Source organism: Stenotrophomonas sp. YJH_SMC_25 (assembly GCF_059369595.1).
In genome coordinates, this window is sequence record NZ_JCAFSV010000005.1 from 229,121 (window position 1) to 247,640 (window position 18,520).

13 protein-coding genes and 1 pseudogene are annotated in these 18,520 nt (G+C 67.5%); 5 read left to right on the forward strand and 9 right to left on the reverse strand.

All coding sequences use genetic code 11. The features are described 5' to 3' along the window. Window positions 1-74 precede the first annotated feature (74 nt). Window positions 75-1,070 (forward strand): polysaccharide lyase, encoded by a 996-nt coding sequence (locus tag AC5P7E_RS09225; protein ID WP_099527836.1) that lies wholly within the window; start codon window positions 75-77, stop codon window positions 1,068-1,070. A gap of 9 nt (window positions 1,071-1,079) precedes the next feature. On the opposite strand, the gene agp is transcribed toward AC5P7E_RS09225, so the two are convergent. The 3 genes from agp to AC5P7E_RS09240 all read right to left on the reverse strand — a co-directional run bounded on the left by agp (window position 1,080) and on the right by AC5P7E_RS09240 (window position 5,962). After that, entirely contained in the window at window positions 1,080-2,303 is a 1,224-nt protein-coding gene (agp, locus tag AC5P7E_RS09230; RefSeq protein WP_111173844.1) for a bifunctional glucose-1-phosphatase/inositol phosphatase, read from the reverse strand. A gap of 67 nt (window positions 2,304-2,370) precedes the next feature. Further along, entirely contained in the window at window positions 2,371-4,203 is a 1,833-nt protein-coding gene (gene smrA / locus AC5P7E_RS09235) for a multidrug efflux ABC transporter SmrA (RefSeq protein ID WP_049454688.1), read from the reverse strand. A 199-nt stretch (window positions 4,204-4,402) separates the two neighbouring features. Beyond that, entirely contained in the window at window positions 4,403-5,962 is a 1,560-nt protein-coding gene (locus tag AC5P7E_RS09240; RefSeq protein ID WP_043034840.1) for a serine hydrolase, read from the reverse strand. 110 nt (window positions 5,963-6,072) lie between these two features. Between AC5P7E_RS09240 and AC5P7E_RS09245 the strand changes: the two genes are divergently transcribed. From AC5P7E_RS09245 to AC5P7E_RS09255, 3 genes are read left to right on the forward strand one after another with little or no spacing between them, the layout of a single operon-like run. Then, window positions 6,073-6,516 carry a VOC family protein gene (locus AC5P7E_RS09245; protein ID WP_087803324.1) on the forward strand — a complete coding sequence of 148 codons (444 nt, stop codon included), beginning with the start codon at window positions 6,073-6,075 and terminating at the stop codon, window positions 6,514-6,516. Then, on the forward strand, window positions 6,513-7,331 hold the full coding sequence (locus AC5P7E_RS09250) for a DUF72 domain-containing protein (RefSeq protein WP_062607480.1): 819 nt from the start codon (window positions 6,513-6,515) through the stop codon (window positions 7,329-7,331). The genes AC5P7E_RS09245 and AC5P7E_RS09250 overlap by 4 nt, the downstream gene beginning before the upstream one ends. 34 nt (window positions 7,332-7,365) lie before the next feature. Continuing rightward, window positions 7,366-8,313, forward strand: a complete 948-nt coding sequence (locus AC5P7E_RS09255; protein ID WP_012479593.1) for a DMT family transporter — start codon at window positions 7,366-7,368, stop codon at window positions 8,311-8,313. Window positions 8,314-8,358: 45 nt separating this feature from the next. On the opposite strand, the gene AC5P7E_RS09260 is transcribed toward AC5P7E_RS09255, so the two are convergent. The 6 genes and pseudogenes from AC5P7E_RS09260 to AC5P7E_RS09285 form a co-directional block, all read right to left on the reverse strand. Then, entirely contained in the window at window positions 8,359-9,519 is a 1,161-nt protein-coding gene (locus tag AC5P7E_RS09260; protein ID WP_329761612.1) for an AAA family ATPase, read from the reverse strand. A 163-nt stretch (window positions 9,520-9,682) separates the two neighbouring features. Further along, complete coding sequence (locus tag AC5P7E_RS09265; protein ID WP_087803326.1) at window positions 9,683-10,753, reverse strand: sensor domain-containing diguanylate cyclase; 1,071 nt, start codon at window positions 10,751-10,753, stop codon at window positions 9,683-9,685. 144 nt (window positions 10,754-10,897) lie between these two features. Next, window positions 10,898-11,620, reverse strand: a complete 723-nt coding sequence (locus AC5P7E_RS09270; RefSeq protein ID WP_005408708.1) for a pseudouridine synthase — start codon at window positions 11,618-11,620, stop codon at window positions 10,898-10,900. Window positions 11,621-11,654: 34 nt separating this feature from the next. Beyond that, window positions 11,655-13,319, reverse strand: coding sequence for a sensor domain-containing diguanylate cyclase (locus tag AC5P7E_RS09275; protein ID WP_087803328.1), 1,665 nt, complete (start codon window positions 13,317-13,319; stop codon window positions 11,655-11,657). Between the two features lie 109 nt (window positions 13,320-13,428). Continuing rightward, a pseudogene (locus tag AC5P7E_RS09280) lies at window positions 13,429-15,851 on the reverse strand (putative bifunctional diguanylate cyclase/phosphodiesterase). 218 nt (window positions 15,852-16,069) lie between these two features. Next, the gene (locus AC5P7E_RS09285) at window positions 16,070-18,025 is read right to left on the reverse strand and encodes a DEAD/DEAH box helicase (protein WP_043034837.1); all 1,956 of its coding nucleotides are present in this window, start codon (window positions 18,023-18,025) and stop codon (window positions 16,070-16,072) included. Between the two features lie 267 nt (window positions 18,026-18,292). Here AC5P7E_RS09285 and AC5P7E_RS09290 point away from each other — a divergent pair, with 267 nt between their 5' ends. After that, window positions 18,293-18,514, forward strand: coding sequence for an RNA-binding S4 domain-containing protein (locus tag AC5P7E_RS09290; RefSeq protein WP_005408703.1), 222 nt, complete (start codon window positions 18,293-18,295; stop codon window positions 18,512-18,514). The last annotated feature ends 6 nt before the right edge of the window (window positions 18,515-18,520 follow it).

Sequence of the window (18,520 nt, forward strand, 5' to 3'; positions counted from 1 at the left end):
ACCATCTCCGCATCACATGCCGGCAACATGGCCAGGCGCATCGTTCGCCGGATTCCCCCTTCCGCCGGTTTCCAATGTCTCTCCCCTTGCGCCTCGCCCTGCTGCCCACGCTGCTGGCCAGTGCGGGTGCCTTCGCCGCCTGCCCCGCGCCGCCGCCCGGCCAGCTGGACATCCGCGCGCTTGGCTACTACACCGACAAAGTCGGCTCGATCATCGACCCGGTACTGAACCAGCAGAACAAGGACGCCACTGCACCGCTGGACCGCTATGCCGCCGACGTGGCGCGCATGAGCGATGACTACCTGCGCAACGGTGACCCGGCAGCGGCACAGTGCACGCTGAGCTGGTTGGGTGCGTGGGCCGACGACGGCGCCATGCTCGGGCAGATGATCCGGGTCAACAACGATCAGTCGTTCTACATGCGGCAGTGGATGCTCGATGCGGTAGCAATGGCCTACCTGAAAGTGCATGACCAGGCCAACCCGCAGCAGCGTGCGCGTATCGATCCGTGGCTGCAGAAGCTGGCACGGGCCAATCTGGCGTACTGGGACAATCCGAAACGGCGCCGCAACAACCACTACTACTGGGGCGGGCTGGGCGTGCTGGCCACCGGACTGGCCACCGACGACGACGCCCTGTGGCAGGCCGGCCACGCCGCGTTCCAGAAGGGCATCGATGACATCCAGGACGATGGCAGCCTGCCGCTGGAGATGGCCCGCGGGCAACGGGCCCTGCACTATCACGACTACGCATTGGCGCCACTGGTGATGATGGCCGAGCTGGCGCGGCTGCGCGGCCAGGACTGGTATGCCAGCAAGGACCATGCAATTGACCGCCTTGCCCGCCGCGTCATCGAAGGCAGCAAGGACCCTGCATGGTTCAACCAGCACACCGGCGTTGCCCAGTTGCCCCTGCAGGCCAGCGGCTGGGTCGAGTTCTACCGCCTGCGCTCACCTGACGGCGGCGTGTTCGACGCCGCGCATGCACGCGGCCCGTTCCACTCGCCACGGCTGGGCGGCGACCTTACGCTGATGGCCACGCAGGGCATCGTGCGCACGCCGCTGCGTTAGCAGCGCGCCTCAGCGGGCTTTCGGATGCAGCACGCGCTGGAACTCGGCGACGGTGCACCCCTGAGCCGCGCACCCCGGCACACGCAGCACGACGCGGCCCGGCGGCTGCGCGTTGGCCAGCGGCAGCGCATCGCGCAGCTGCGCGGTGGTCGGGTAGACGTAGGCCAGGCGGATCCGTTCCACCCCGCTGTGGCGATCACGCCAGCGTTCGAACTGCAGCAGGCCACCGATCGGTGTCTTCTCGTACTGCCCCGGCAGGCTGTAGTCGCTGATTCCCAACGCCGCCAGCACGGAACCGATATTGGAATCGTGACCGACCAGCAGGGTCACCTTCGGCGACGCCGGGTCGTCGAACAACGCATTCACTCTTGTCAGCAGCGGAGCGGCCACATCCCGCGCCACCTCGGGCGTTCCGAACAGGATGTCCTGGTAGCGGTTGCGGATCTGCGCCAGCGCCTGCCATTGCGCCTCGGTGGTCAACCGGCCCCAGCCTTCGCGGGGGATGCCACTGCCCTGGTAGTGCTCCATCAACAAGGCATCGACCAGCCCGCTGGCCAGCGCCAGTGATCCGGACGCGCGAGGCTCCTTGCCCGGTTCCGTACTGAAGGTGGTATCGGCCAGCGCCAGATGGCAGTCGCTGTGCCCCTTGCATGCCGCCGACTGCGGATAGCGGGTGATCTCCTCCACCACGGACAAAGCCGGTGCCAGGTCCACTGCGGCCAGCGCTCGCTGCATTGACTCCAGCGCGCGCGTGCGGAATGCCGCGTCGTCGCGGCGGATCACCGGATCGAACAACGGATCCATCGAGCCCAGCGGCATGCGCTGTTCGACCGCAATATGGCAGCCCGGGAAAGCACCGGCAACGAAGAACTGCGCGGTGGCCTGGGTGCGCTGCAGGCTGTTGGCGTACGCGTGGAAGTCATCCTCCTGCGGGCAACCCGACACCGGCAACAGCTGCGCCTGGCGCAGCCACTGGGCGATGTAGCGGCCCATGTAGACCTCCAGCACGCCTCCCTTGGTAGTCAGCTCGCCCGGTGCCACCTCCCAGCGCGGCCAGGCCTCGGGCGTCGCATTGGCCAGCGCGCCGGAGGCCACCACCGGCGCGCGCAGGTTGTGACGGCTGAGCAGGACGACCTGCTTGAGCTGGTCGCCGTCCATGGGTGCCGGCGCAGCCGTGGCAACCGTGGCAACCAGGCTGAGTGCCAGCAACAGGGAACGCAGGGGGCGGATCATGCAGGTCTCCGGAAACACGCTGGCGTCAGAGCCCTTTCCTGCGGAAAGGGATCCGACCCCGAAGCGATCATTGATCGGCAGCAACAAATCCACCGGTCTGCCGCGCCCACAACCGTGCGTACAGGCCACCGGCCGCAATCAGCTCGGCATGGCTGCCGGTCTCCACGATTCGTCCCTGGTCCATCACCACCAACCGGTCCATGCGCGCGATGGTCGACAGCCGGTGCGCGATCGCGATCACCGTCTTGCCGCCCATCAGCTCATCCAGGCTGTCCTGGATCGCCGCTTCCACTTCCGAGTCCAGTGCCGAGGTTGCTTCGTCCAGCACCAGGATCGGTGCGTCCTTCAGCAGCACGCGGGCAATGGCGATGCGTTGGCGCTGGCCACCGGACAGCTTCACACCGCGCTCGCCGACATGTGCGTCGTAGCCACGACGCCCCTGCCCGTCCACCAGCGTATCGATGAAGGCTTCGGCACGTGCCTTGGCCACCGCAGCGCGCAGCTGCTCATCGGTCGCGTCTGGACGGCCGTACAGCAGGTTGTCGCGGATCGAGCGGTGCAGCAGCGAGGTGTCCTGGGTGACCACACCGATCTGCTGGCGCAGGCTTTCCTGGGTGACGTAGGCAATGTCCTGGCCGTCGATCAGGATGCGGCCGCTTTCCAGGTCGTACAGGCGCAGCAGCACATTGACCAGGGTCGACTTGCCGGCCCCCGAAGGACCGACCAGGCCGATCTTCTCGCCCGGCTTCACCACCAGGTCCAGGCCTGCGATCACGCCACCCTTCTTGCCGTAGTGGAAGTGGATGTCCTGGAAATGCACGCCGCCACGGGTCACCTGCAACGGCACTGCATCCTCGCGGTCCTGCACGGTCAGCGGCTGGGCGATGGTGGTGATGCCATCCTGCACCGTGCCGATGTCCTCGAAGATGCCGTTGATGGTCCACATGATCCAGCCGGACATGTTGTGGATGCGGATCACCAGGCCGGTCGCCAGCGTGATCGCACCGACGGTGATGTGGCCGCCATTCCACAGCCACAGCGCCAGCCCACAGGTACCGGCGATCAGGAAACCGTTGACGATGGCGATGGTCAGGTCCATGCCGGTGGTCACCCGGGTCTGCGCGCGGTGCTTGACCGCCAGCTCCTGGATCGACTCGGCCACGTAGGCCTGCTCGCGCCCGCCATGGGCGAACAGCTTCAGCGTGGGAATGTTGGTGTAGCCATCGACGATGCGGCCCATCGCCTTGGAACGCGCTTCGGACGCAATCCAGGCCCGTTCCTTCGCGCGCGGCACGAAGTAGACCATGATCACCGCATAGGCCAGCAGCCACAGGATCAGCGGCACCATCAGCCGCCAGTCGGCCTGCGCGAACAGGTACAGCGCGGTGCCGGTATAGACCACGATGTACCAGAGCGAATCGACCATCTGCACCGCCGACTCGCGCAGCGAGGTACCGGTCTGCATCACCCGGTTGGCGACGCTGCCGGCGAAGTCGTTCTGGAAGAAGCTCAGGCTCTGCCGCACCACATAGTTGTGCATCAACCAGCGCGAGCGGTTGCTCAGGCCGGGCACGATGGCCTGGTTGACCAGCAGGTTGTGCAGGCCGACCAGGATCGGACGCGCGATGACCGTGATGAACAGCATCCAGCCCAGGTCGTTGGCATGGCGCTTGAAGAAGTCGGCACCGGGCTGCTCGGCGACCATGTCGACGATGCGGCCCAGGTAATCGAACATCGCCACTTCCACCAGCGCCAGCAGCAGGCCGGCGATGAGCGTGGCCAGCAGCACCGGCCACACCGGGCGCAGGTAGTGCAGGTAGAACGGCAGCACCTTGCGCGGAGGCATCCGCCCGTCCACGGGCGGGAACACCGGAATCAGGGATTCAAACCAACGGAACATCGCATTCCCTCGCCATCTTTAGCTGGCGGAGTATCCCATGCCGCATGTGTACGCCGGCCGACGATCGCTGCGGCTGCGGTCGTGCCGGCCGCTGGCCGGCACCCTTGCGACGCATCCGGGGATCATGAGGTTGCCGGCCAGCGGCCGGCACTACCCATCGGATTCGTCAAACGTCAGCGCCGGGCCACGCCCGGCGGCGTCATTTCACTGGGGTGAACAGCAGGTCCTGGAAATCGAAACTGAAATCGGTCAGGTCGGAAATCGGCTGCATGCGCACCTCGCGCACCTTGCCGTCCGGGTCCAGGCTGAAGTTCACGAACGCGTCGGCGTTGAGCGAACGGTCGTCCCAGCGCACGATGAAGGTGTCGTGCTGCCAGTGCTCCAGGCGTCCGCTCAGCTGCGCGGTCTTGGCAAAGCGCAGGCGCAGTCCCTTGCCCTCGGCACTGACCTGCATGTCGCCATACCAGCGGTCGCGGAACATGCCTGTGTAGCCGGCCAGCGCCAGCGACGGCCTGCTGCCCTTGTCGCGCGCGCTCTGGTGCTTGGCCCACGCCTCGTCGGCCTTGTCCTGTCCCTTGGCCACGGCCTTGGCATAGGCGTCCACCCAGTCATGCTTTTCACCGCCCAGGTAGGCATCGAGCACACTCAGGGTGATCGCATTGAACGCCGCGCCCACTTCCTGATTGGTCAGCACCACCACGCCCAGTTTCTCGCCCGGTACCAGGGTCAGCCGCGAAACCATGCCCGGCCAGCCACCGGTGTGCCAGACCAGCTTCTGCCCGCGGTAGTCGCTCAGGCTCCAACCTTCGCCATAGCCGGCGAAGTTGGCCCGAGCCGGTGCCAGCTCCGGCACGCTCGGCGCCGGGATCGACTGCGGCGTGATCATCCGCCACATCTGCTGCTGGCTCTTCTCGGAGAACAACGGCGTGCCGTCGGCCAGTTTGCCTTCGGCCAGCTGCACCTGCATCCAGCGCGCCATGTCGTGCGCGCTGGAATAGATGCCGCCGGCGCCGGCATTGTTCGACCAGGTCAGCGGCGCGACGGTGCGCAGGTCCTTGAAATCGTACTTGGCGTGGCCGACCGCGGCCTTGTCGCCCGGCTTCAGGTGATCGGCGTTGTAGCGCGTGCCGGCCATGCCCACCTTGTCGAAGATGCGGGTCTGCAGGAACTGCTGGTAACTCATGCCGGAAACATGCTCGATCACCTGCTGGGCGACCGCGTACAGGATGTTGTCGTACGCATAGCCCTCGCGGAATCCACCCTTCAGCGGCACCTTGCCCAGCCGCTCCACCACTTCGGCATTGCTGTAGGAGGTGGTCGGCCAGAACAACAGGTCACCGGCGCCCAGGCTCAGTCCGCTGCGATGCGACAGCAGGTCGCGGATGGTCATCTGGCCGGTCACGAACGGATCGGACATGCGGAACGACGGCAGGTGGTCGATCACCTTGTCGTCCATCTTCAGCTTGCCGTCCTCGGCCAGCAGGTTCAGCGAGGTGGCGGTGAACGCCTTGGTGTTGGACGCAATGGCAAACAGCGTATCGGCCTGCACCGGTTCCGGCTTGCCCTGCTCGCGCACGCCCCAGCCGCGCTCCAGCACCACCTCGCCATCCTTGACCACCGCCACCGCAATACCGGGCACGTCGAACTGCGCGCGCACGCGCTCGACGGTTGCATCCAGCTCCTGCAGCTGCGCCGGGGTGGCAGCGCTCGCCATGGTCGTGCACGCCAGCAGCACGGCTCCTCCAATCCAGGGTTTCATCCAGCACGATCTCCGAACAGGGGTGGCGGCCATGTGCAGGCCGTCACCGGGGTTTCGCGGGATGGTAACGTTCTGCGTTGCACCCTGCCCTGTGCCATAGGAGGGGTGTCATGGGCGGGAACGGCCAACCGAGCAGCGGCTCCACCATCATTCCGTGCCTGCGCTACCGCGATGCGCAGGCTGCCATCGACTGGCTGCAGCGCGCCTTCGGCTTCCATGCCCAGGCCGTCTACGCCGATGGCGATACGGTGTTCCATGCGCAGCTGACCTTCGGCACCGGCATGATCATGCTGGGCTCGGCCAGCAACCAGAGCGCGTGGAGCGAGCATGCGGCGATGCCTGATGAGGTCGGCGGCCGCCAGACGCAGAGTGCCTGCGTGATCGTCGCCGATGCCGACGCGCACTACGCCCGGGCCAAGGCCGCCGGTGCCCGAATCGTCATCGACATCGCCGACCAGGACTACGGCGGCCGTGGCTATGCCTGCGCCGACCCGGAAGGCTACCTGTGGTGGTTCGGCAGCTACGACCCGTGGCGCGCGGACCACGGCCAGTGACCGCCGGAGCGATCCGCTGCGGCATCGGTGGCTGGGTGTTTCCCGAATGGCGCGGCGGCGTTTTCTACCCCGTGGGCCTGCCGCAGCGTGAAGAACTGGCCCATGCCAGCCGTGCCCTGCGTTGCATCGAAATCAACGGCACCTTCTACCGCACGCCCACCGCGGCGCAGTGCGCGCAGTGGGCCGCACAGACGCCGGAAGGCTTCCGGTTCTCGATGAAGGCGCCACGCTACCTGGTGCAGCGCCGCGACCTGTCCAGCACGGTCGAGGCGGCCGCGCCCTTCCTGCAGGCGGCGACCGCGCTCGGTGACCGGCTGGGCCCGCTGCTGTGGCAGTTCGATCCACGGCATCCGGCCGACGCCGAAGCACTGGAACGGCTGATGGCACAGCTGCCGAAGCATCTGGACGGGGTGCCGCTGCAGCATGCGCTGGAGGTCCGCAACGCCGAGGCACATGGCCCGGCACTGGTCGACGCCGCCCGCCGCCACGGCGTGGCGCTGGTGATCGAGGACAGCGACGAGGCGCCATTGCACGGCGATGTCAGTGCCGGCTTCGTCTATGCGCGAATCAAGCGCAGCCAGGCCCGCTTGAACGAGGGCCTGCCGGCGCCCGTGCAGCAGCGCTGGGCCGAACGCGCACGCCGCTGGTCACGCGGTGAACCAGTGGATGACCTGCCCTGCCTGGCCGCGCCAGCTCCGGAAACCCCGCGCGAGGTCTACCTGTTGTGCATCGGCGCGGGCAAGGCACGCAACCCGGCGGCGGCGATGGCACTGCAGCGGCGGGTTGACCAGGGCAGCGATCCCACACGCGGGTAGCGCTGCGACGTTCGCCTTGCCTCACAATAGGCGGATGAGCACACCCGACACCCGCAAAGCGCTGTGGCAGATCCACTTCTGTGTCCTGCTGTGGGGCGTCACCGCCATCCTCGGCAAGCTGATCACCCTGCCCGCATTGCCGCTGGTGTGGTGGCGCATGCTGCTGGTGACGGCGATGCTGGCCCTGCTGCCGCGGGTCTGGCGCGGGCTGCGCACCCTGCCCCTGCGGCTGGTGGCCGGTTACGCCGGCATCGGTGCGCTGGTCGCCCTGCATTGGCTGACCTTCTACGGCGCGGTGAAACTGGCCAATGCCTCGGTGGCCGCCACCTGCATTGCACTGGCGCCGGTGTTCACCTCGATCATCGAACCCTGGGTAGCCAAGCGGCCGTTCCAGCTACGTGAACTGGCGTTCGGCCTGGCGGTGCTGCCGGGTGTTGCGCTGGTGGTCGGTGGCGTGCCCGACGGCATGCGCCTGGGTGTCTTGATCGGGGCGATATCGGCGCTGCTGGTGGCGGTGTTCGGCTCGCTCAACAAGCGCATGGTCAGCCACGCCGATCCGCTCACGGTCACCGCCCTGGAGCTGGGTGCCGGCACCCTCACCCTGACCCTGCTGGCACCGCTGATGCCCTACCTGCTGCCAGCACTGGCCAGCCCGCTGTGGGTGGTCCCGAATCTGCATGACGGCATCCTGCTGCTGGTGCTGGCCGGGTTCTGCACGCTGCTGCCGTTCGCCCTGGCCCTGGTCGCACTGCGCCACCTGAGCGCCTATACGGTGCAGTTGGTGACCAACCTGGAGCCGGTCTATGCGGTGGTGCTGGCGGTGGTGCTGCTGCGCGAGCAGCACGAGGTCACGCCGTGGTTCTACCTGGGCGTGGCAATCATTGTCGGCGCGGTGTTCCTGCATCCGCTGCTGAACCGCCGCAAGCCGGTGCAGCACCCGGAGATCCTTGGCACGGCCGAAGCACGCAACATCGCCGATTGAGTGCATCCCCGCATGGCGTGGATCTACCGGATCCGGATCGATGTCTCAACGCTGCGGCCAATGCCAGGCCGGCGCATCCAGCAGGCCCTGCCCGCTCAGCAGCGTGCGGCCCTGCTCCTTGTGCAGATGCAGCGAGTGGCAGCCCGGCGCCTGCTCCAACGCCGCGATCAGCCGGCTGGCGTGTGACACCACCCACACCTGGCTGCGCGCACTGGCGGCGATGATCAGCCGCGCCAGCGCCGGCAGCAGGTCCGGATGCAGGCTGGTCTCCGGCTCGTTCAGCACCAGCAGCGGCGGTGGCCGCGGCGTGTGCAGTGCCGCGGCCAGCAGCAGGAATCGCAGGGTACCGTCAGACAATTCGGCCATCGACAACGGCCGCAGCAGCCCGGGCTGGTGGAATCGCAGGGCCAGTCGACCGTCCAGCTCTTCGAAGCCGACCGTGGCGCCGGGGAAGGCATCATCGACACTGCGTGCCAACGCAACCGGATCTCCGATCTCGAGAATGGTCACCCAGGCCGCCGCCAGATCCCGCCCGTCGTGATGCAGCACCGGCGTGCGCGTTGCCATCGCCGGTTGTCGCGCCGGGGCATCGGCGTCGCTGCGGAAATGATCGTAGAAGCGCCAGCGACGGATGTACTCATGCAGGGCGATGGTTTCCGGCATGCGCTGCGGATCGCCGACCTGGGTGAACAGGCTGTCGAACAGCGACAACCGGTCATCCACGAGATCCCAGCCGTGCGCATGGCGTTGGCGCACCATTGCCCCACGGCGATCGACCAGCAGGTTGGCGCTGCGCAGGAACGGCCCGGCCCAGATCGCCTCCGCCTTGATCTGCGGATCCAGCGCAAACGCGGAACGGCTGGGTGGCGGGTAGCCCAGGTCGATGGCATAGCCGAACTCGTCGGTGGTGAATCCCAGCTTCAGCCCCACTGACGCCTGCCGGGGTCCGCCCTGCAGCGGGATCTCGCCGGCCGCAACCCGGCGATCGATGGATTCGGGGCCGGCCCACAGCGCCGAACCAAGCCCGCCTTCGCGGGCCAGCACCGCCGCGACGCCGCCCTGGGCGGTTTCCGCCAGCAGGCGCAGCGCGCGGTACAGGCTGGATTTGCCACTGCCGTTGTCACCGGTGACCACGTTCAACGGCTGCAGCGGCAGTACCAGCCCGTGCAGCGAGCGATAGTGGGCGATGGCCAGGGTCTGCAGCATGGCTGGTATCCGTGGAAACAGGGACGTCATGCTGGCCGGTTCTGATCGCAGGAGCTGCGACGCCAAGTGAAACGGGAAGAGCATCCACGCATGGCGTGGATCTACTGGAGCGGCATCGAGTCATCCACGCGTCGCATGCGTTCAACGCGCGAACCGCCGTGTTTCAGCCCGCCAGCTCCACCCGGTTGCGACCGTTGCCCTTGGCCCGGTACAGCGCCTTGTCGGCGCGCGCCAGCATCTCATCCACGCTTTCACCGGGCTGGTGCTGGGCCACACCAATGCTGATCGTGACCGGGAATCCCAGCGGCAGATCCGCCACGGCCAGGCGCAGGAACTCGCATTGCAGTTCGGCCGTGCGCAGATCAGTGCCCGGCATCACCGCCACGAACTCCTCGCCGCCATAGCGCGCGGCCATACCACGGCCGGCAAAATGCGAACGCAGCAGCACGCCCAGCTCAGCCAGTACCCGGTCGCCGGTGGCGTGGCCCTGGAAGTCATTGATGTGCTTGAAATGATCGATGTCCAGCAGGGCCACGCAGGCTACTCCCGGCTGCCCATCGATCTCCGCCACCGCCTCTTGCAGTGCCGCTGCCATCGCGCGGCGGTTGGGCAGGCCGGTCAGCGCATCGGTTCGGCTCTGTTCGGCCAGGTCGGCATTCTGCGCCAGCAGCACGTCCTGGTACTCCGACAGCAGGCGCTCGTAGTCATCGCGTTCCAGCATGTGCTTCTGGATGTCGAGCGCGAAACGACGCAGCTCCATCACCAGCATCACCTGCCGTGACAGCGCGGCCAGCGCCTCGGCCTTGTCGCTGGGCAGGTGCTGCGGCTGTGCATCGAACACGCACAGCGTACCCAGCGGCAGGCCATCGGAACTGATCAGCGGCGCACCGGCGTAGAAGCGGATGTGCGGGTCGCCGGTCACCACCGGGTTGTCATGGAAGCGGATGTCCTGCAACGCATCCTCGACCACCATGATTTCGTGCGGCTGCAGGATGGCGTGGCCACACATCGATTCGCTGCGCAGGTTTTCCGCCGCGTCGATGCCCTGGATCGACTTGAACCATTGCCGTTCGACGTCAATCAGGGTCACCGCTGCCATCGAGGTACCGCAGACCGCCTTGGCGATCGCCACCAGGTCGTCGAATGACTTCTCGCGCTGCGAATCAAGGATCCGGTAGCGGTACAGCGCCTGGAGCCGAAGGGCTTCGTTGGCAGGCTTGTCGGGCTTGATCATGCAGCGTCACGTTCCGGCAGGTCACTGCAAAGTCTAGCTGATGCCGGCGCGTAATCCGCACAACGGGTAGTGCCGGCCGCTGGCCGGCATCCCGCGCGCATTCGATGCCTGGAGCAGCCGGCCAGCGGCCGGCACTACCGCGCGTTACCAGTCCAGCTGCTTCGGCAGCAGGCCCTGCAGTTCCTGCTCGGTCAGGTTGCGCCACTGGCCCGGCTTCAGCGCGCCGATCTTGATGTTGTCGATGCGCACGCGGCGCAACTGGGTCACGCGATAGCCGAATTCGGCGGCCATCAGGCGGATCTGCCGGTTCAGGCCCTGCTGCAGGGTGATACGGAAGCCGAACTTGGCGATGCGCGAGGTCTTGCACGGCAGCGTCATCTGGTCGTGGATGCGCACGCCGCGCGCCATGCCGCGCAGGAACTCATCGGTGACCGGCTTGTTCACCGCCACCAGGTATTCCTTCTGGTGGCCATTTTCGGCGCGCAGGATCTGGTTGACGATGTCGCCGTTGCTGGTCATCAGGATCAACCCCTCGGATTCCTTGTCCAGGCGGCCGATCGGGAAGATGCGCTGTTCGTGGCCGACGAAGTCGACGATGTTGCCCTTGACCGAAGTTTCGGTCGTGCAGGTGACGCCTACCGGCTTGTTCAGTGCGATGTAGACGTGGCGGCGGGCGCCGGGCTTGCGTGCCACGCGGGCGCGCAGCGGCTGGCCGTCGACCAGCACCTGGTCTTCCTCGCCCACCACCGCGCCGGTACCGGCCGGATGGCCGTTGACGGTAACGCGGCGCGCGGCGATCAGGCGATCGGCCTCGCGGCGGGAGCAGAAGCCGGTGTCGGCGATATGTTTGTTGAGTCGGGTGGTCATCGGCGCATTATCCGGCATCGCCGCCCGCTGCGCTTCATGCCAGGGCGGGCGGATCGAGCTCCTCACCGTCGAAGACCCGGTTGCGGCCCGCCCGCTTTGCCACGTACATGGCATGGTCGGCGCGCCGCAGCAGCCCGGCCAGATCGTCCTCGCCCGGTCGCCACTGCGCCAGGCCGATGCTGGCGGTCACCTCCAGCCCCGGCACCTGCAGGGCCTGGCCAGCCTCGGTGATGCGCTGGCGCAGGCGGTCCAGCCGTGCCGACGCCGCCTCGCGCGGCATGCCGGGCATCAGCAGCAGGAACTCTTCGCCGCCCATCCGCACCACTTCGTCCTGGCTGCGCACCGCCGCGCGCAGGGCACGCGCCACCGCCACCAGCACCTGGTCGCCCACTGCGTGGCCGTGGCGGTCGTTGATGTCCTTGAACAGGTCGATGTCGAGGAAGCCGATCACCAACGGGCCGCGCTCACGGTCCACCCGTTCCAGATGGCGGGCCAGCTGCTGCAGTCCGGCGCGACGGTTGGGAAGCCCGGTCAGGCCATCGGTCTCGGCCAGCTGGCGAAGTTCATCACGCTGCTGGCGCAGCCGGCCCAGCCGCTGGTTCAACGCATAGGCGGCCATCATCAACAGCCAGGTCACCGCCAGCTGCAGCGCCTCCACCCGGTATTCCAGCAGCCACGCAGCACCACAGGCATCGGCGATGATCAGTACCAGCATCGGTGCCAGCGCGGCCAGACCCGCCTGTGCCCAACGGTCGCCGCGCCAGCGTGCCCAGACGCCGACCATCAGTGCCAGGCCACATCCGGACAGATAGGACACCTGCAAGCCCTTCGCGACCCAGGCCAGATGCTCCGAGCGCAGCCACGGCACCAGCACGGCCAGCGCCATCAGGGTCCACAACACCGCCAGTTGGGCCGGGCGCGATCGAGGCAGCACGCGGTCGCCTCCGTTCAGCCGCCACAGCGCCGGCAGCACCAGTGCCTGGGTCGCAGCGGTCAGCGCCAGCAGCCACCAGGCGCCGTGCTCGCCCACCGGCAGCCAGGGTTCCGGATAACCGCTGAGCCCGCCGAGGATGGCCTGCCACAGCACCATCACGGTGGTGCCGGCGATGTAGACCAGGAAACTGCGGTCCCGGGTGGTCAGGAAGGCCATCAACGCCGACAGCGCCAGCGCGATCGCCACCGCGATGCAGGCCGCGCGCACCAGCAGGCGGGCGGTGTCGTTCTGCTGCACCGGGCTGGGCGCGCCCAGCCGCAGGGTCGGCACCCAACGTGCCTTCAGCGGTGTCTGCCAGGAGACCAGGAACGGCTCATGGCTGCCGGCCGGCGGCACGGCCACCAGGCCGATGCCAGCCCGGAAACGTGAATCGCGGGTGCGCGCATCGTGCATGTTGCCGCAGATCTCGCGGTCGCCATGCTGGACGCGCACTTCACCGGCGAAGACGTTGAACACGTCCAGCGCCTGCGGTTGCCCTGACCAGCCCTGCGGCGGAGCCGGTACCAGCACCTGCTGGCGGGCGCCGGACAGCATCTGCGGCGTGCATGCGCGGTGCGGCGTCGGCTCGTCGGTAGCGCCGCCGACCAGGAGATAATCATGGCCCGACACGGCCTCTGCAGCCTGAAGCGGCCACGGCAACGCCAACCACACCATCAGGACGGCCAGCACCGCTCCTGTTCCATACCGCCACTGCCTGCCGCCCACGCCACGTCCTGTTCCTGCTTACGTCCGCGCCCACTGCGCGCCGCCCCTGGCGCGCATTATCGCAGCCGGGCACGCCGCGCATGTGTAGACCAAAGTCGGCGCCCGCGGTTCAGCCAGCCGCCGGCGGCCCCTTCACCGCGACCAGCCGTACCGGGCGCAGATCGACCAGGGTCAGCCGCTCCAGCGGCTGCGGCCGTTCGATGGCATAGCCCTGCAGCCCTTGCACGCCAAGCCGGGTCAGCGCACCGGCAACCTCGGCGGTCTCCACCCACTCGGCCACCACTTCCATCTGCAGCTCGCGCCCGAGCTCGCTGATCGCGCGCACCGTGGCGTGGCTGACCGGGTCGGTATCCATGTCGCGCACGAAGGCGCCGTCGATCTTCAGGATGTCCGCCGGCAACTGGCGCAGGTAGCCGAAGGAAGACAGGCCGGAGCCGAAGTCATCCAGCGCCATCCGGCACCCCCGTGCCTTCACCGCATCGATGAAGGCGCGGGCCTGGCTGAGGTTGCTGATCGCCGCGGTCTCGGTGATCTCGAAGCACAACTTGGAGGCCAGCGCGCGGTTGCGCTCGAGCAGGTCGCAGACGAAGGCGAGGAATCCCGGCTCGGCGATCGACTGCGCGGACACGTTGACGTTGCACAGGCCCAGCTGGCGCACGTGCGCCGGGCACACCTGCAGGTGGCGGAACAGCAGCCCGAGCACGTGCCGGTCCAGCGCCACTGCCATGCCATAGCGCTCCACCGCCGGCATGAACTGGCCGGGCAGATGCAGACTGCCATCGGTACCACGCATGCGCACCAGCACCTCGTAGTGCAGGTAGGACGGATCGCCCACGCGGGCGATGCGCTGCGCATACAGCAGCATGCGATTCTCGGCCATCGCCAGGCTGACGCCCTGCAGGCGCTCGGCCTCCTGCCGCCGCTCCTCCAGCGCCATGCGGTTCTCATTGAAGCAGTGCACGCGGTTGCGCCCGGCCTGCTTGGCGGCATAGCAGGCGCTGTCGGCAGCACTCATCAACCAGTTCACGTCCGGCGCATCTGCACTGACCTCGACCACGCCGATGCTGCAGCTCAGCTGCGGGCTGCCCTCGCTGATCGGAAACGTGGCCTGGCCCAGGTTGCGGATCACCCGCTGCAGCACCCGCTTGGCTTCGTCCTGCCCGGCATGGGCGAGGAACACGGCGAACTCGTCGGCGCCCAGGCGGCCGACCCAGTCACCGTCACGCACGGCCGCCACCAGATAGTCGGCGAAACTGCGCAGCATCTGGTCACCGGCGGCATGGCCGAAGCTGTCGTTGACCAGCTTGAAGTGGTCCAGGTTGATGTAGCACAGCGCATGCGTACCGCCATCACTGCGTACCTGCAGCAGCGCACGCTCCAGCAGCCGCTCGATCTCGCGGCGGTTGATCAGGCCGGTCAGCGGATCGTGGCTGGCGTGATGCTCGATCTCACGTGCCAATGCATGGTTCTGGCTGACATCCTCGATGATCGCAAACACCGACAGGCCACCTCCCGCGCTGCGCACACCGGTGCCACTCCAGCGCCCCCACACCAGGCTGCCATCGCGGCGGCAGAAGCGCAGTTCGCTCGGCCGCAGCTGCCGGTCCCAGTCGATGCGGCCGACGCCATCGATGACCAGTTCGCCTTCCATCAACAGATCGCCGAGCGACATCTGCAGCAGCACGTCGCGTCGGTAGTCGAGGATGTCGGCCATCGCCTGGTTGGCTTCGATCACCTTGCCGTCGGTGTCGAGCTTGAGCATGCCGACGTTGGCCTGGTAGAAGGCCGCACGGAAGCGGCTTTCATGCTCGGTCAGGTCCTTGCCGACGCGGCGCGCGAGGGCCACCGCCATCAGGCTGATCGCCAGCACCGACAACCCGCCGACCACAAGCGTGGCGATCCGTACCATCGTGGCCATGCGCAGCAACGCTTGCGAAAATGCCTGCGCCTGCACCTGCAGCCGCCGGTCCAGATCACGCAGTTGTTGCAGGTACCGATCGCGGTCCGCCGCTGGCAGCACGCCTTGGGCGTGCCCCGACTGCAGCTCGGCAACCAGCCGCTGCACGGCCAACAGATCATCGTCGGTCTGTCGCCACAGCGTGGTTGCTTCCCGGAATGCACCGATGTCGCGTGCATAGCGGAACGAGAACACCAGGCGCGGGATATCGGCGCGCGCGTTGCCACCCTGCAGGAAGCCCTGCCTGGCCTTTTCCTCGTCCGGTACCGCCTGTTCCAGCGCCAGCCGGGCCTGCAGATCGCCCAATGGAATCCGCAGCGCCTGGCGCGCGTCATCCAGGTCCTGGGCATGGCCACGCGCCAGGTAGCGGCTCAGCGCAGCGGTTGCATCCTGCTGCCCTCGTGACCAGTACCCTGGCCGGCAATCCAGGCGGTCGAGGCTGCCTGCAGTTCCTGGATCAACGCGGACAACGCGACCAACCCGATCGCCATGCCCGTCAACAACGCAAAGCGCAATCCCAGCCCACGGGTCATCGGCACCCGCCGGCTCTGCTGGTCCGTGCCACTTCTACCCATCCCGGATCCCCCCGAATGTGCTGCGGTGACAACCTGCCTTGGAACCGGCCCAGCCTATGACCGGCAATGTGTGGGCCATGCGAAAAAGGGGACGGAGGGGATTAAGTCGTTTTCGGCATAAGCGCATGGCCTGCCATTTACGACTTAATCCCCTCCGTCCCCTTTTCCTGTACGCCAGCCCGGGGGCTGGCGTTGTTATGGACGGCTGCGGGTGCGGCTTAGAAGCTGCGCGGGCCGCGCGGCTTGAAGCCGTCACGACGCGGCGGGCGGCTGTCGCGGTCACCGCCGCGGTCGCCACCATGGCCACCCGGACCACCCGGACCACCCGGGCTACCACGACGCGGACCACCCGGGCCGCCCGGGCCACGCTTGTCGAAGCGCGGCTTGAACGGACGCGGGGCCGGGTTGGTGTCTTCACCCGGAGCCAGCGCACGCATCTGCAGCTGCTGGCCGGACACCCACACCTTCTGCAGGTGCGACAGCACGTCCGGCGGCATCTGTGCCGGCAGGTCCAGCAGCGAGAAGTCGTCGTGGATGTCGATGCGGCCGATGAAGCGGCTTTCCAGGCCCGCTTCGTTGGCGATGGCGCCGACGATGTTGGCCGGCTTCACGCCATGCTGGTGGCCCACCGAAATGCGGTAGGTCTCCATGCCCTGCTCCGGTGCACCACGCGGCGGAACCTCACGGCGCGGACGCTGCTCGAAACCACCTTCGGCGTCGTCGCGACGCGGGCCACGCTCGAAGCGCGGACCACGCTCGTTGCGGTCGAAGCGATCGCCACGCTCCGGACGGTCGCCACGGTCGAAACGCTCGCGCGGGGCGCGCTCTTCACGCGGGGCACGCACCGGCGGCTGCAGCAGGAACGGGGTGTCACCCTGCAGCATCTTGGCCAGCGCGGCGGCGATCTCGATGGCCGGCACGTTCTGCTCGTTCTCGAAGCGCTCCAGCAGCTGGCGGTAGAAGTCCAGGCCGCCGGCACCGAGGGTTTCGGTGATGCGCGTGGTGAACTTGTTGATGCGGTTGTCGTTGACCGCTTCCACGCTCGGCAGCTGCATCTCTTCGATCGGCTGGCGGGTGGCGCGCTCGATCTGGCGCAGCATGCCCTTCTCGCGCGGGGTGGCGAACAGGATCGCCTCGCCGCTGCGGCCGGCACGGCCGGTACGGCCGATGCGGTGCACGTAGCTTTCGGTGTCGTACGGGATGTCGTAGTTCAGCACGTGGCTGATGCGCTCCACGTCCAGGCCGCGCGCAGCCACGTCGGTGGCAACCAGGATGTCCAGCTTGCCTTCCTTCAGCATGGCGATGGTGCGCTCACGCTGGGCCTGCTGCATGTCGCCGTTGATGGCGGCAGCGGCCAGGCCACGGGCCTGCAGCTTGCTGGCCAGTTCTTCGGTGCCGGCCTTGGTGCGCGCGAAGATGATCATCGCGTCGAACGGCTCGACTTCCAGGATGCGGGTCAGCGCATCCAGCTTGTGCATGCCGCTCACCCACCAGTAACGCTGGCGGATGTTGGCCGAGGTGGTGGTCTTGGCCGCGATGGTCACTTCCACCGGGTCCTGCAGGTAGGTCTGCGCGATGCGGCGGATCTGCGGCGGCATGGTGGCCGAGAACAGGGCCACCTGGCGCTGCTCCGGCAGCTTCTTCAGCACCGCTTCGACGTCGTCGATGAAGCCCATGCGCAGCATTTCATCGGCTTCGTCCAGCACCAGGGTCTTCAGCTCGGACAGGTCCAGGGTGCTGCGGTCGAGGTGGTCGATCACGCGACCGGGGGTACCGACCACGATATGCACGCCACGGCGCAGCGCCGACAGCTGCTGCCCGTAAGGCTGGCCGCCGTACACCGGCAGCACGCGGAAGCCCGGGATCTTCGACGAGTAGGACTGGAACGCCTCGGCGACCTGGATGGCCAGTTCGCGGGTCGGCGCCAGGATCAGGGCCTGCGGCTTGATCTGCTGCAGGTCGATGTTGGACAGTACCGGCAGCGCGAACGCGGCGGTCTTGCCGGTACCGGTCTGGGCCTGGCCCAGCACGTCGCGGCCTTCCAGCATCGCCGGGATGGTGGCGGCCTGGATCGGCGACGGGGTTTCGTAGCCGATGGCGGTGACCGCCTGCATCACGGGCTCGGACAGGCCGAGCTGCGCGAACTGCAGCGGCGCTTGGGAATCTTGGGACATGGGGAACTCCGAAGGCACTGCCGTCTTCCTGGCAGTGCGATAAAAAAGGGATGGTCCGCGCTTTGGGCGCCCTTCTTATCGCGTGCCCTGGCGCTGCTCGGTCGGAGGAGATTTCACTCGCTCAGAGCGGGATGATACCGCATTGATCCTGAACGAGGCGTACAGCTTTCCGTGCGCGTGCCGTCATGCCCCGTGCTGGCGCACAATACGCGCCCTCTTCCCGGCCCGGCCGCTGGCCTGCGCCCCTCTTCCCAGGAACCCCGCTCCATGCAGATTCTCGAATTCGACCTCGACGGTGACTACGTCGAACTCAAGCAGCTGCTCAAGCTGGCCGACCTGGTCACCAGCGGCGGCGAAGCCAAGATGGTCATCAGCGAAGGCCTGGTGCGGGTCGACGGCGAAGTCGAACTGCGCAAGGCCTGCAAGATCCGCGCAGGCCAGGTGGTCGAGTTCGCCGACAGCCAGATCCGGGTGCTGGCCGCCGGCTGATGTGAG